The sequence below is a fragment of the Deltaproteobacteria bacterium RIFCSPHIGHO2_02_FULL_44_16 genome, assembly GCA_001798185.1.
Taxonomy (GTDB): Bacteria; UBA10199; UBA10199; order 2-02-FULL-44-16; family 2-02-FULL-44-16; genus 2-02-FULL-44-16.
The window spans coordinates 174,002-188,434 of sequence record MGRM01000009.1 but is presented as its reverse complement, the minus strand read 5'-3'; the positions used below and the strand labels follow the sequence as shown (position 1 = coordinate 188,434).

12 protein-coding genes and 2 tRNA genes are annotated in these 14,433 nt (G+C 44.5%); 10 read left to right on the top strand and 4 right to left on the bottom strand.

Going from position 1 to position 14,433, the window contains the following annotated elements; translation table 11 throughout:
• Positions 1-27 precede the first annotated feature (27 nt).
• Entirely contained in the window at positions 28-2,664 is a 2,637-nt protein-coding gene (locus tag A3C46_05340) for a hypothetical protein (GenBank protein ID OGQ22871.1), read from the top strand.
• Positions 2,665-2,837: 173 nt separating this feature from the next.
• A tRNA-Val gene (locus A3C46_05335) sits at positions 2,838-2,912 on the top strand.
• A 62-nt stretch (positions 2,913-2,974) separates the two neighbouring features.
• Here A3C46_05335 and A3C46_05330 read toward each other — a convergent pair.
• The 3 genes from A3C46_05330 to A3C46_05320 all read right to left on the bottom strand — a co-directional run bounded on the left by A3C46_05330 (position 2,975) and on the right by A3C46_05320 (position 5,709).
• The gene (locus A3C46_05330) at positions 2,975-4,168 is read right to left on the bottom strand and encodes a hypothetical protein (GenBank protein OGQ22938.1); all 1,194 of its coding nucleotides are present in this window, start codon (positions 4,166-4,168) and stop codon (positions 2,975-2,977) included.
• Between the two features lie 67 nt (positions 4,169-4,235).
• A complete protein-coding gene (locus tag A3C46_05325; GenBank protein ID OGQ22870.1) occupies positions 4,236-5,354 on the bottom strand; it encodes a hypothetical protein in 1,119 nt (372 codons plus the stop codon).
• A gap of 70 nt (positions 5,355-5,424) precedes the next feature.
• Positions 5,425-5,709: a hypothetical protein gene (locus A3C46_05320; protein OGQ22869.1), complete on the bottom strand. Its 285-nt coding sequence runs from the start codon at positions 5,707-5,709 to the stop codon at positions 5,425-5,427.
• 22 nt (positions 5,710-5,731) lie between these two features.
• Between A3C46_05320 and A3C46_05315 the strand changes: the two genes are divergently transcribed.
• From A3C46_05315 to A3C46_05290, 6 genes are all read left to right on the top strand, one after another.
• Complete coding sequence (locus A3C46_05315; protein OGQ22868.1) at positions 5,732-7,129, top strand: hypothetical protein; 1,398 nt, start codon at positions 5,732-5,734, stop codon at positions 7,127-7,129.
• 152 nt (positions 7,130-7,281) lie between these two features.
• On the top strand, positions 7,282-7,521 hold the full coding sequence (locus tag A3C46_05310) for a hypothetical protein (protein ID OGQ22867.1): 240 nt from the start codon (positions 7,282-7,284) through the stop codon (positions 7,519-7,521).
• On the top strand, positions 7,496-7,894 hold the full coding sequence (locus A3C46_05305; protein ID OGQ22866.1) for a hypothetical protein: 399 nt from the start codon (positions 7,496-7,498) through the stop codon (positions 7,892-7,894). Before A3C46_05310 ends, A3C46_05305 begins: the two co-directional genes overlap by 26 nt.
• On the top strand, positions 7,891-8,784 hold the full coding sequence (locus A3C46_05300) for a hypothetical protein (GenBank protein ID OGQ22865.1): 894 nt from the start codon (positions 7,891-7,893) through the stop codon (positions 8,782-8,784). Before A3C46_05305 ends, A3C46_05300 begins: the two co-directional genes overlap by 4 nt.
• Complete coding sequence (locus tag A3C46_05295) at positions 8,781-9,695, top strand: hypothetical protein (GenBank protein ID OGQ22864.1); 915 nt, start codon at positions 8,781-8,783, stop codon at positions 9,693-9,695. Before A3C46_05300 ends, A3C46_05295 begins: the two co-directional genes overlap by 4 nt.
• A 119-nt stretch (positions 9,696-9,814) precedes the next feature.
• Positions 9,815-11,776 carry a hypothetical protein gene (locus A3C46_05290; protein ID OGQ22863.1) on the top strand — a complete coding sequence of 654 codons (1,962 nt, stop codon included), beginning with the start codon at positions 9,815-9,817 and terminating at the stop codon, positions 11,774-11,776.
• Between the two features lie 216 nt (positions 11,777-11,992).
• Here the strand turns inward: A3C46_05290 and A3C46_05285 are convergent, their stop codons facing one another.
• On the bottom strand, positions 11,993-14,041 hold the full coding sequence (locus A3C46_05285; protein OGQ22862.1) for a hypothetical protein: 2,049 nt from the start codon (positions 14,039-14,041) through the stop codon (positions 11,993-11,995).
• A 59-nt stretch (positions 14,042-14,100) separates the two neighbouring features.
• Here A3C46_05285 and A3C46_05280 point away from each other — a divergent pair, with 59 nt between their 5' ends.
• Together A3C46_05280 and A3C46_05275 are read left to right on the top strand one after the other, a co-directional pair.
• Positions 14,101-14,346, top strand: coding sequence for a hypothetical protein (locus A3C46_05280; protein ID OGQ22861.1), 246 nt, complete (start codon positions 14,101-14,103; stop codon positions 14,344-14,346).
• Positions 14,347-14,353: 7 nt separating this feature from the next.
• Positions 14,354-14,429, top strand: a tRNA-Ala gene (locus tag A3C46_05275).
• The last annotated feature ends 4 nt before the right edge of the window (positions 14,430-14,433 follow it).

The following is a 14,433-nucleotide window of genomic DNA, read 5'->3' as shown; positions in this document are numbered from 1 at the left end:
TGGTCACGATGCAGTATGGAGGAAAATATGAAGCGTCTTTATGTGATCCTTCTTTGCAGTATGATCGTTTCGGGATGCGGATCTGCGACAGAGAGCGAATTCCCAGAACATGAACTGGTTGACGAAGATTTTAGTGAGCTGAGTCTCGATTCACTTCTGACGAAAGCCGAGAGTTCTGCAACAGCTTCTACTACAACGGGCTATCACTCGATCGTCGTCCCTCTCGACAGTTCAGTACTTCCAATAAGCACCTATCGCACACGACATTTTTCGGTGAAATTTGCGTACGAAGGATCGTCTCAATTTTTCTCCATCGATCGCACGACCACACCGCAGGTCTATATTCTCAGTGAACCCTATACGAGTTCGTTTCGATTACAGGCGCAACGACTTATTCCCGGAACAACGTATCACTTCGAAGTGACGGGAAATAACGGCGTACAGCGATTTACCTATCCGATCTTTGTGGCGACGACGCAGGGGAGTGCTCCTCTCAATCCAAGCGATGGGGCTATCGCTCTTCCTCTTGCTGCGCTAAGTTTCCCTTTTGACATCACTCGCACGATTGCTGCGGATCATCTGCTCGAATTTTCAATGACGCGAAATACAAATGCGCTTCCGTCCTATAGAAGTTATAAACTTTATCAATGTGCGCTTGATGGTGGCAATTGTGTGGAACTAAAAAATGATACAGTTCCACGTGGAAGAATTTTTGGAAGCATTGCCAATAATAATTTTCGATTTTTGCTCACGTACCTCACTCCTGGCACACGCTATCGTATGGTCGTGTGCGCAAGCACTGCTGATGATGCTCAAACTGATTGCAGTGCTCCGATTGAAGAGATGACAACTGGACCTGTACCGATTGCATTGCCATCGTTGCCTGAGCCAGAACCTGAACCTGAACCAGTTCCTGAACCTCCGCTACCAGCTCCTGCGCCAGTGCCAGTACCGCCGGCTCCTGCACCTGTGTGCAATCCATGGCCACAGAATATGGGGAATCTTGCAGCAAGTAGTCTCGTGGTTTCAGCACCAGCCGATAGTCAGTGGTATCCGAGTGTGCTTGGTCAAACTCATTTCAAATTTAGTTTTAATAATTATCTCCGACCGGAGTGTGATACGAGCTATGCGACGTATCAGGTCTATGCTTCGCCAGCGGGAAGTGGTTGTTGGACACGCATCGATGCAACAACAACACCAAGCGCTACATTTACGTATGACTGGTGTTCGATTACCGGCGTGCTTGTGGAAGTCGCGGGAATTACAGTTCCAACCGATATTATTTTACGTGTCAGCAAAGCTGATTTTTCTGAAAGTATAACAGTTCCTGTTGGTGTCCATAGTGCTGCTGGGGCTGTCGCCCCTCTTCAAGGGATCGCAGGATTACCAGGTCCAGTGATAAATCCATCGCCAACGCCATCTCCCATACCACAACCAACTCCAGCGCCATCGCCAGCTCCAGGAACCGGGAATGTGATCGATGATCCGAGTGTGATTGCACAGCAATCAACATTTTCACTTCCTTCTTATGATTCTCTTTTTGTCGATCCGGTCTTTGGCACGTCACTTCGTCGTGTAACCAATCGTGTAAGTCAGGGAGGATTTGGAACGCAGATCTATTCTCAACTGCAAGCGTTTTCTACAGATAATCAGTACCTTCTTCTTATTGAAGATGATACGTATGTGGTCCGTCGTCGTGATACGCTTGCAGCGATGTCCGTGAACTTAACAAATATCAATGCTCCACGTTGGCATCCAATGCTTGCGCATACGATCGTGGCATATGACAGTAACGGCGATACATCGCTCGGTGTTCTTTATATTGATGTCGATAGTGGAAGTGTGACGCCGCATTTTACGTTTCCTTCATCGTATCAACGAATTCGTAGCAATCAATCCTTCGATGAACTTTCCGAAAATGGAATGTGGATGGCTGGCATGGCATCGATGCAAAACGGCGATCAACATCTTTTTGCGCTTAATCTTCAAACGCAATCTCTTGGAGCTTCGATTTCACTCAATGGTTTATACAACAGCGCGATTTGCGCTCCAGATCCGCAGTGGGGAAACCTTGAGCCCGATTGGGTCGGCGTCTCGCCCGCTGGCAGATATTTAATGGTGCAGTGGAAACGTGACGGAACAAGCCGATGCAGTGGACTTGAGAGTTTTGACATTTCAACAGGGACCTTTGTCGGCCGCGTGTATGATGGCCATCAACACGGGGATCTCGGAATACGCGCTGATGGAAGTGAATTTTTTATGGTCTTTGAACTCTATCATCCAAGCGGCCAGCTTTCCCTAGGCGTGCGCGATCTTCCAGGATCAGCAACTGCAAGTGCACCATCCTATGTGCAGCAGATGAGTTGGGGACATGGAGGACATATCTCCTGTCGTGGCCCAGCAGGGAGTTGTCTTGTCACGACAAGCGTTGATCAGAGTAACGGATGGAATGCACTCGAAGGAGAAATTTTCCTTCAATATGTCGATGGTCGTGTCAGAAGACTCGCTCATCATCGTTCTACAAGTTGCGGTTACTGGGTGCAACCGCGTGCCAGTATTTCACGCGATGGTCGCTACGCGATCTTTGCCTCTGATTTCGGAGCTGCTCACTGTTCGGGGAATAATTTAGGTCGCGGAGAGGCTTATCTTCTCAATATGCCGTGATTTCTTCTGCTTGAAATTCATCCTGACTTACGTTAGTAGCGTCCATCCCTCTTTTGGGCATGTAACTCAGTGGAAGAGTGCCATCCTCACACGTCCCGATGTTCGCATGATTTTTGTATTGCAAAAATCATTTGCGACATCGAGGATCCTCGATGTGGCGTGCAGTTTTTTGTGGGCATGTAACTCAGTGGAAGAGTGCCATCCTCACACGGTGGAAGTCACAGGTTCGAACCCTGTCATGCCCACAAAAAATCTGCGCCACATCGGGAGTGGAAGTCACAGGTTCGAACCCTGTCATGCCCACAGTTTGTTAATAAAGAAATCCAAATAAATAGAGAGGAATTCTCTTTTGATTCCCTATTTCAATATTATCCAAAACCAAATATCCGTCCTGTACCTTTTCTAATTGTGTTTCTTTTTTGCTCTTGCCGCCAATTTCAAAAGTTATTTTATCAACGATAAAGTCAGCACGATCTCCTAAAAAAATCGGCAACTCTTTGAGTTGATTTACAAAAAAAGTTTCTCTGATGGTTCCTGTTTCTCCTGTAAGTTTTAATGAGCCGTTAATTGCTTCAAGCATGTTTGTATTCTCCAAAAAAATCTTACCTGGTTTTCGAATGCGTTTGTATCCTTTTGCAGGAGAAAAAAGGCTATGCAGCAGGCCTGCTTTTTCCAGGTACTCAACAAAATGGTATGTATACTCTTTAGAGAGTTGAATGGCGCTGCTCATTTTTTCGATATGAGGGATAAAGGGTTGGGAAGAAGCGATGAGCCAAAGCAATTTTTTTAAAGAGAGAATCTTGGGAGGAGTAATGTTACTTATTGCTGGAATGTCTTCTGTCAAAACCCTTTCGATAACTCGCAATAAACGCTGATGATACAACTCTTGGCTTTCCAAAAAGAAAGGATAATAGCCCCACGATACATATTCCCGAAAGCTTTTGAGAATATTTGTCTGCCGTATTATTTTTGTGGCAATTTTAATATGATTTTTCAAAATATCATTGAGGGTGAACGGTTGAAAATGGATACCATGCTGCAGCTCCAGAAACTCGCGAAATGAGAGACCGCGTAAGGTATATGCTGCGATGCGTCTGGAGAGATCTGCAAGTCCTTGGTTCAAGGCAATGGCAGAACTGCCGCTAAAGAAAATCTGTTTCTGTTTATAGGTATCAATAATATTTTTAATTTCTTGCGACCAGTTTGGATATTTGTGGACTTCATCGATCATGAGAAGTTCTCCACCATATTTGAAATACTCTTCAGCAATGGAAAATAATCCGAGTGAAGCGACCTGAATATTGTCAGCAGAGATATAGAGGCCCTTTTCTACATCATTATATTTTTCTAAAAAATATTGTTGTAAGAGCGTTGTCTTCCCAACCCCTCTGGCTCCCCACAGACAAATTGCTCGTTGTGTCCAGTCAAGACGAGAGTAGAGATAGCGACGTGTGAGCGGTACTTTTTTTAAGCTATTTTCATGAAAAGCAAAAAGTTGATCCAGATCCATAATATCTCCGTAAATTTGACTTTACGATAAGAGATATATTATGCAAAGTCAAGTTTACGTTTTATTTTGGCCCGGACGACGTGGAAACATACCAAAGTTTGCCTTCCTTGATCTTCAAAGAATTTTCAAAATTATTTTTGTACAACAAACCAGTCCCTAAGCCTTGATGGATCGTGGGATTCAGTGTTGCTGTCCACTGCGCGATGACATTCAGTCCAACATTCGATTCAAGTGCTGATGTAATCCAGTAACCAATGTGATGTTTCTTTGCGAGAGTGATCCATTCTTCGCATGCAGCGATGCCACCGAGGAGTGTTGGTTTCAAAATCAGATAATGCGGACGAATCGTGGTGATCAGTTTTTCTTTTTCATCTCGATCATGAATACCAATAAGTTCTTCATCAAGTGCGATAGGAATAGGGGATTCACAACAAAGTTTTTCCATGACAGAAAAAGCGCCAGTTTTAATAGGTTGTTCGATCGAGTGAATGTGAAAAGAGCTCAGTCGTTCTAATTTTTCGAATGCCTCATCTGGTGCGAATGCGCCATTAGCGTCAAGTCTGAGTTGAACTTTGTCTGGCGCGCAGCGCTTTCGAATTTCAGCAAGGAGTTTACATTCCTTTTCAAAATCGAGAGCACCGATTTTGATTTTGATGCAATCAAAACCAGATTCAACTTTGGCAATCGCTTCGCGAAGCATGGTTTCTGTATCGTTCATGACGACAAGCCCATTGATGGGAATGGAAAGTTTTCCTCGCGTAAAGTCACTTTCAAAAAGAAGTTGTTTGCCTCCAGTTTCCAGATCGCGATGAGCTGATTCAAGTGCGAAGCGAATGCTTGGCCAGCTCTCTAAATCTGTATCAAGCACAAAAGGGGTCAAGTCTTGACTTTTTACTTTTCGATTCAACAAAGTTGTTTGTGTTAGTGATGAAAGTGAAAAGTCAAGACTTGACCCCAGATGTGAATTGATATGGTCACAAACTTCTGAAAGTTTTTCAGTAAAATCGGGACGAGCATCGATGCTTAAGCCGGGAAGGGGAGAGCATTCCCCAAGACCAGTGCAACCCGTTGTTTCATCATGGAGCGAGAGGATGTAAACATCATGCGTCTGCATCACTCCTCGCGATGTTCCCATTGGCTTCACAAATTCAAGGGTATGCTTTTTCCATTCCGCTCGCATAATACGGCGGTTTCTACATTCTTTATTTGCCTCAAGTAAAGTGTTTGATATGGACAGTGAAGATACACCCTTAGCTCAGTGGAGCAAGGATTGGCTTTGCCAATCCGCGCAGCAAATCCGAAGGATGTGCGAAGTCAAATAGAGTACTAGCCTCCGGAGCTAGCTGCGTAGGTTCGATTCCTACCAGGGGCACAGAGCTCAGTGGAGCAAGGATTGGCTTTGCCAATCCGCGCAGCAAATCCGAAGGATTTGCGGAGTCAGATAGTGTACCTGCCTCCGGAGCAGGTAGCCGCAGGTTCAAATCCTGCAGGGTGCACATGCCGTAGTCAAATAGAGTATGTTGATATAAATACATCCATAGATTAAGAAGTTTTTTTATGGTTTCTTCTCGATGTAATCCTGTCCACGTTTCTCCGCGCATAGCCGTGTGTGTTGCAAAGTCCACACAAGAATTTTTTGAACCCTGTCAAAACAATCCTCTATCGCAAGAAGGATGGAATCGTGTTGATCATTATGTGGTTTCAACACCACAGCTTACTCGGTACGCATGTGTTCACGATAGTGACGTGCGGAAAATCGGCTTGCCCATTTCGCGGACGAAAATGGCTGACCTCGATCGACTGACGCAAAAAGCTGTAGGTGATTATATTCGAATAGTGAGAAATTCTCGTGCGTCAGTACAAGCAAAACAGGATGCTCTTTATGCTTTGGCTTCAGCAACGGCTCTTCCTCCCTCTCTTCGAGAAGAGCGCAATCGTCTCTTTGTCGATGTACTCAAAAAAGGACGTGATTTAGATATTCAGTATGCAATTGCTGGGCACACGGATTGGGGTGATGGGTTTCCTCCTCAAGCGATTGAACTCGTTGCACAAACTCTGTTGGCGATGACCAGAGAGAAAGATTGGCGACACGTTGCTACGGCAATCGATGCGCTTCACTCACCCCTCTTTCGTCACCGTCCAGAAGTACTTCCCACTTTTTTAGATCTCGCGCGAAATGGCATCAACAATCACATTCGAGAGCGTGCAACACGTGCTTATCTGAGAATGGAACCAGATCGCGAGAAAGCGTTGCAATTATTGGCAATGCAAATGAGAACTCCAGTTGGTTCGTGGTGTGGACATGGTGGTTCTGCAACAGCATTTTGTCAGACAGAGTATATCGATATTGCTGCCGAACACTTTCGAACGCATACGTATCCTCTTGTTGTTCGGACCACACTTTCTGGATTTGAACAAACGCAAGAAGGCATTGCCTCAGCAACGTCGGCTGAAATCGAACTCGCGAGCGCGTATCTTTACATGCTGGAAAAAGGAGATCAGCGAGAGAATATAGAGTGGTATGAAATAAAAAATTTCTCAGCTCTTCCTCCGTATGTTCGAGCGCGCATTCACGCTACTCGTATAAAGCGGGCACTGGAAAAAGATTACAATGTCGGTCAAGAAGATATTCGAGAACTCTATCGAACTTGGCTTGAAGGCGGAGTTGAGGATGCAAGAGAACAGCTTCAGATGTTGGCAGATCTTCCAGAGCCTCCAGATATAGCGACGGAGTTTACACAACAAAGCTATCGAGAACTCCGATACTATGCCCGGTTTTATCTCGGCTGTACCTCTATGACAAAAGAAGAACGGTGGAAAACCAACGGATGTTTGGAGCGACCCGCTTGGTTTCGTGGCGAACGTTATTTCCCCGATCCTCCAAAACGTCCGCCGAAAACCTTAAGTGAGCATTGGGATAAAATGTTTCATGATTTTCGACGAAATTGGTTTTAGGAACAGTAACGAGTGATGCGATGAAAAACAGACTTCTCTCCCTTTCCGGATCGGTATTTTAATTTTGTGGTGCAATGACCATGAATATGAAATTTTTGTTCGTTGAATGTGTAGAGAAGTGATAAGGTTGGAACATCAAAAGAGGAGGGCGCATGCAGAAAATGACGTGGGAAGAGATGAAACAACAATTCCCCGATGAATGGCTTTTAATTACCGATTTTGATACTGATGATTCAGGACATCTTCTTTCCGGTGTGGTTGTAAAACATTCCGCATCAAAAAAAGAAATTTACCAAAAGCCGGCACTTTCAACGCCAACTGCCTTTCGTTACACAGGAGAATCGACCTTTATGGGTTTCAGAAGCCATGCCGAGCACGATCACTACATTTAATACAAAGAAACATCACATCCACATAGAGTTCTATGTTTTTGATCGCTCTGGCATCAAACGGGCTCTGGACGGAGTTATCGATACCGGCGCTCCACGCACCGAATTTTCTGATGAGTTTCTTGAATATGCCAATTTTATCGAATCCTCCAATAAAGAAATTCGAATCAAGCCGGGTTTACAAACACAAAAGTATGGAAAAATTGTTCTCCCTTCCATTGAAATCTGTGGACATGAGATCAAGAACTTTCAAGTCTTCGCTTCTCGATTTGAAAAAGAATGGGGCATTGATGCCCTTATCGGTTTGGATTTTTTCAGACAGTTTGATGTCACGATCAGCTATAACCGAGGCTGTATTATTACAGAAAAGGTATGAATCATTGTTTTGAAGAAACGAAGCGTTTTTTAAAAAAAGTTGCTCCAATGACATGGGAACTTACGGAACCCCATTTGCTTTATCTGGATGAAAAACAATCTGCTGATTATCTTCAGGTCATGCAGGATCAGAATTATTCACAAACATTCCACAACGATACCGTAGGTTTGATCGAGAATCATCTGGAAGAACTTTTCCCCAATCAAAAAACAGAAGTAAGTCTTATTGATTTGGGACCAGGGTATCCCGACAAATCATTACCGATGGCGAAATTTTTAAAAAAACGTGGCCAGAATGTCTTTTATTATCCGGTCGATGTCAGTTTGAAATATCTGAGCATTGCTGAACATGAAATGTTTCCTTATTGTGAAAGGGTCACCCCAATTCATTCTCTGTTTGAAATTGCCCATCAAAAAATCCCAACAGATGCTTATACTCGTCCGGTCTATACACTTATCGGGTTAACATTTATGAATTTTCCATCCAAGACAATCCTTAATCTTTTAACGAAATTGTCTGGAACCAAAAACAGCTTTGTCATTTTTGCCAGTGAGATGATTTCGATCAATAACCCCCCAGAAAAAATTATTGAGGCATACAGAGGACCCGCTATGCAGACATTTACATTTGGTCCTTTGCGTCATCTTGGATTGGGCGAGGACCAGGTGATTTTCACTCCTATTTTTAGCAAACAAAGAGTCGAAATACGATTTGTGATTAAAAAAATGATCAATCATCTTCCGATACAAAAGGGAGATACTGTTATTACGGCTGTATCGTATCGCTATACTGAGAATGAGTTTATTCGACTAGTAAAACATTATTTTCACGAATATAAAATTTGGTATTCTGCAGATGATAAAACAGCTTTGGTAAAAGGATATTTATGACCTCAGCAAACACTGTTCTCATGATTCGACCGAAGGCGTTTGGTTTCAATGAAGAGACGGCGCTCTCAAACGTCTTTCAGCAACGATCAAAAGATTCATTCGATAAAATTCAAAAACAAGTCGACATCGAATTTCAACAATTCGCAAAACTGCTTCAGCAACATCAGATAAAAGTTTTGGTCTTTGACGATACGCTTTATCCTGAAAAACCGGATGCGATTTTTCCGAATAACTGGATTGCCACCGGTGAAAACTGGATCGCACTTTTTCCGATGCTGACACCAAATCGGCGTGCAGAACGACGAGTGATGATTGTCGAAATATTGCAAAAACATTATGCAGTTGATCGCATCATCGATTACACCCATTTTGAAAATCAAAATAAATTTTTAGAAGGGACCGGAAGCATGGTGTTCGATCATAGTGGCCGACAAGTTTTTGCTTCGCTCTCTCCACGAACAGACGCAGAACTCGTGAAACAATTTGCAACAGAGATTGGATATCAGCCGATTATTTTTGATGCCGTCGATCGATCCGGAAAAAGTATTTATCATACGAACGTCATGATGGCCATTGGAACGAAGTGGGCTGCGGTTTGCTTCGAATCGATTCCGCATGAAGCTGAGAGAAAAAAAGTGAGACAAGCGCTTGAATCAAGTGCTCATGAGGTCTTCGACCTCTCCTTTGTACATCTTGAAAACTTTGCGGGCAACATGCTTGAATTGGAAAACTCACAGGGAGAAGTTTTTATTGCGATGTCGCAGATAGCCAAACAATCATTAAACAAAACACTTTTGGCGAAACTTGAAACTCATGGAAAAATTCTCGCTCCCGATATTACGACGATTGAAACAATCGGGGGCGGGAGTGTTCGCTGCATGCTTGCTGAAATTTTTTGTGCACAAAATTGAGGAGTAGAGTCACCGTTTATTTTGTCACGATCTTTAATAAACACTGAAAATTCAAATGGTTATAGGATTTTTTATTTGGTGCCATTTTTGCAACTCTCTTTGTTTGAAGGAGTTTCATAATGGTTCGACAAAAAATCATTGTTTCAGGAAGTGTTGTTTTTGTGATGCTCTTCTCTTTTCTTCTCTCCCAACAGGGAGAAGCTCAAAGTGTGATTACGGTAAACACAACGCTTGATGGGAATGACAGAAGCAATACTGATCGTATTTGCTCAAGCGCCCAGGCCGGTGGACAATGTACGTTGCGTGCAGCGCTTCAACATGGTCGTACAATCACATCTCGTACAACGACCGTGATTCAACTCGTTCAGGGTGTTTATGACCTTCAAAACGATGGGCAAGAAGCCGACGATGTACAAAATGGCAATATCGGCGACTTGGATGTTTTTGGTTCGAATCCCGTTGTGATTCGTGGTCATGGTTCTGCATTGACCGTCATTCGCCGTCCATGGAATATGCGTGATCATCGAATCTTTCAGATTCACCAAGGAGGACGACTCTCTCTTGAAGGAGTGACGATTCGTGGAGAACGACAAGATCCAGTTGATATCAATGTTCGTGCCAATCTCATCGCCAATGATGGTGAATTGACGCTCCGAAACAGTGTTGTGACTGGAGGCATTGTCGTCTCAGCTCTTTACAATCGGGGTACGATGACGATTGATAATAGTTCCATTTGGAGAAATGAAAATTTTGGTGGTTTTCACGGGGCTGGTATTTATAATGAACAGGGAACAGTTCTTATCAATAACAGTACGATTGCTGAAAACGTTATCAACAACGGAAGTGGTGCTGGAATTTATAATGAAGGATTACTCGCAATTTCAAGCAGTACGATTGCGTTCAACCATGCTGCTACGTTTGGCGAAGCAGGAGGTATTTATCAACCGCTTCAACGAGACCCACGTTTGTCTCCGCCTCTCACCTGGATTTATAATACCATCATTGCAGCCAATATTTCACGTAGAGATCCGGATTGTAATATTCCAAGTTCAAGTTTTCTTTCACGGGGAAATAATCTTATTGGAAATATAACCTCCTGCGATCCCATTCCCCCAGGATCAGATATCAAAGGAGTGGCAGCCCCTGGTCTCATGCTTCCAGCCAATAATTCAGGGCTAGTCTCAAATGCCGTTCCGGGCGGCATTTCGCAAATCACAGTTGCTCTGCGAGCGAACAGTCCTGCTCGCAATGCTGGCAGTCGAAGTTTAGCTCTTGCCATTCGACTCGACGGAAGTGGACAACTGACACTTTCAGAAGTGATCACGTATGATCAGCGAGGAATTCAGTTTCCTCGAGAAGTCGGCCGTCTTGATATGGGAGCGTTTGAACACAGCTGCGGCGATGGTGTTGTTCAACCAACAGAAATGTGCGACGATCAAAATCACAGTGAGAGCGATTCCTGCTCAAATGAGTGTCAAGAACTGACTCAAGTAATTCCTTTTACTCCAGCTGCGACAACGGCAACAATTGTACTGCAATTCGAGTGTGGGAACGGTGTCATTCGAGCACCTGAAGAATGCGATGACGGAAATCGTAATGATGGGGATGGCTGTAGTGGCAACTGTCGAAATGAACCACAGGTTCAACTTCCCCCGGGTACTCCTTCTTCTAGCCCTGTAACTCCGGGTCTTGGAGAAATTGATCCCTTTGCACGTATGCGAGATATCAATTTACCACGAAGCACATCTGGATCACCTGGTTCAACACCAGCACCTTCACCAACTCCACCGGCTCCACCTGCAGGATCAGGCACATCTCCTTTACCACCTGCTCCACCTGGAGCAGCATCTCTCCCTTCACCACCGCCAGCAGCACCAGATACCATGGATGCGGACAACTCTCGTGCCCAGGAGATGGATCAGGGAAATCTTTTGAACCAGGGTTTTGTTTCCGGTGCAGGTTGTAGTTTGAATCCTGATGCGCTTTTCTTTCAGAAGAAGAGATCGCTCATGGGACTACTTTTCGTTCTCGTTCCACTTTTTTTATTCGTTCTTCGAAGGAAAAGAAATTTTTCGGTTTAATGCATGTTGTTTAAAAGAGACTCTACAATTGTCTGTCCCAGATTTGGTTTCCTTCGGCTGTGGCAGGTGTACAACGTCGAAAAATCTCCCACGTTCGTGGATCCCACGCTGCTCCAAAATCGCGCGAAGCTCATGGAAAAATTTTGGCTCCCGATCTTACGACGATTAAAAAGATAGGTGGTGGAAGTGTGCGCTGTATGCTCGCTGAAATTTTTCTTAGGGAAAACGCATCAGATTCCCATTCGGATCGAGCTTGAAAAGAGTAATGTCTCGTGACACGGCATTTGCAAGTCGTATCACACCAGGAAGGAGACCATCAGTACTTCCAGCGACATAGATATTGCCTGACTCGTCCATGCCGATAGCCCATAAATCGTCCATCGTCGCGGTGCTGAGTTCAGTTTGTCGACTCCATACTCTTCCGCCAGGAAGAGTGAAGCTTCCGTTTGCGTCAAACTTGAAAACAACGCCATCAGAGGTTCCCCGCGCTTGAGGAGCAGAGAGTGCGCCTCCGGTTACACCACATATATAATTATCTCCTGTCGGATCGACCACAATGGCGTTCCCGTGATCATATGAACTGGATCCATGTTTTTGCATCCATTGAAGTGTACCAGCGCGATTATATTTGACGGCAAAAAGATCATTTTGTCCTTGGGCGGGAATATTTCCCAAAGCTCCGTTTGTGGAACCACTGATGTAGATATCTCCGTTTGCATCAAAGCCAATACCTGTGGCTATATCTGAACCAACGCCTCCAAATTGACGAGCCACCGCGCGGGTTAAAAATTGATTGTTGCTTCCGCTATTACGAAACGAAATCCAGAAGCTATCTTCTGCTCCTAAATTACTGCTGATTGTTCCTATGGCGCCAAGCACGCCGGTTGTAGATCCGACAAGATGTACTTGTCCTGTGCTGTCAACGGCAACATCATTGACAAAATCCTTGCGAAGGTAGTTGCGTGGTGTGGGATTGAACTGAAACACAGTTGGATTAACATCAATGGATGCAATCATGTGCCCCACGACCACATTTAAATTTTCATCGAACTTATAAAGAAAAATATCCTCAAGTCCTCCAAGGTTTGACGGAGAAAATCGAGTTGTATCTGATACCATATTTGCTGAATGTCCAACCACATAGACAAAATGATTTACCGGGTCGATTGCAATTGCCTTTACTTGGTCATCATCAGGTGAAGAGATGGTATAGGAGTTAAGACGAGTTCGACCATCGGGACTGTATTTCCAGACAAAACCTTCAAGCCGATTGGTGGTACTTTGCTGTGTTCCCACAACGTAAATATTGCGCTGCGTATCTAACGCAATATCGGTGATGCGATCGTTGTTTCCTGCGGTTCGAATTTGTGTTGTCCATAGTGCTCTTCCGCTGGGATCAAATTTCGTAAAGAAAGGATCGGAGTCGACTTCTGTCCCTGTGCGAACTCCAGGACTCTGTTGAAACGGGAGAACGCCATGCGTATAGCCACCGATATAGATGCTTCCTCCTCGGTCAAGAGCAAGAGTAAGCGCTACATCTGCCAAATTACTTATTATCTGACGCGGTCCTTGAAAGGCCGGTGCCGGTGCCGCCGTAAATGACCATGAAACATTATCAGCAAGAGGAATGTCTGCAACATTTGTTGCTTGGTTTCTGATCGTGGCGGTATAGCGTTTTCCATAAAGCAGTTCCGCGTTGGGGGTAAACTCGAGAGTATGATATTGGTTTAAGTCCCATCCTGTATAGTCGTCATAGACGATTTGGCCAGGGACTGTGTTTCCGAGATCATCGATCACCACAAAAGTTGCATTGGTGAGAGAAGAAGCATCCATGGCTTCACTGAAATTCACAAAAAGTTGGGCCTTTGTGCTAATTCCGCTTGCATTATCCACGGGAGTGGTTCGCGTGACCGCAGGTGCAGGTGCAGGTGCAGGTGCAGGTGCAGGTGCAGGTGCAGGTGCAGGGAGTTCTATTGGTGGTTGTGTCTGATTCTGATCAATCGGTGTTTGAACTGCGAGTTGGTTCAGATCTTGAACTGGTGCCTGCACTGACGGAAGTGCTTGTTCCATGATAGGAGGTTCTTCTTGAGCAGGAGACTGAAGCTGTGGAGTTAACTGTGGTTCCTCTTTTGGTTCATCACTGACGACAGCCGGAGTATTTGAATTGCTCGTAAGAGGTGCGTCACCTTCTTCATGGGAACAGGCACTACACATGAATAAAATAATGAGAGAGAAAAGAAATGGAGATGAAAAAAGTTTCACCATAGAGACACTCTTTTGCAATTCGAAGGCCAATTGCGAGAAAGAGGTCTGTTTTAAAAATTGTGTTTACAGATCAAGGTGATATAGCGCATTTACTTCTCTCAGGGAGACCGAAGTTATGGGTGAGCAATAACCTACGTCAAAACTTCGGCATGATTTTGAGAATGATTTTTGGGGCAGTAGCTCAGTCCCGATTCGGCGCGTTTTTCAAGAGGAAAACGCATGCCGAATCGAGGATCCGCGACGCCGAAAATCAATTTTCTAGAGGAAAATTGATGCGGACGTCGGGATTGGGAGAGCAAAAATAATTTTTTTGGGGCAGTAGCTCAGTTGGGAGAGCACCACGTTCGCAACGTGGGGGTCGAGGGTTCGAATCCCTTCTGCTCCACCATTTC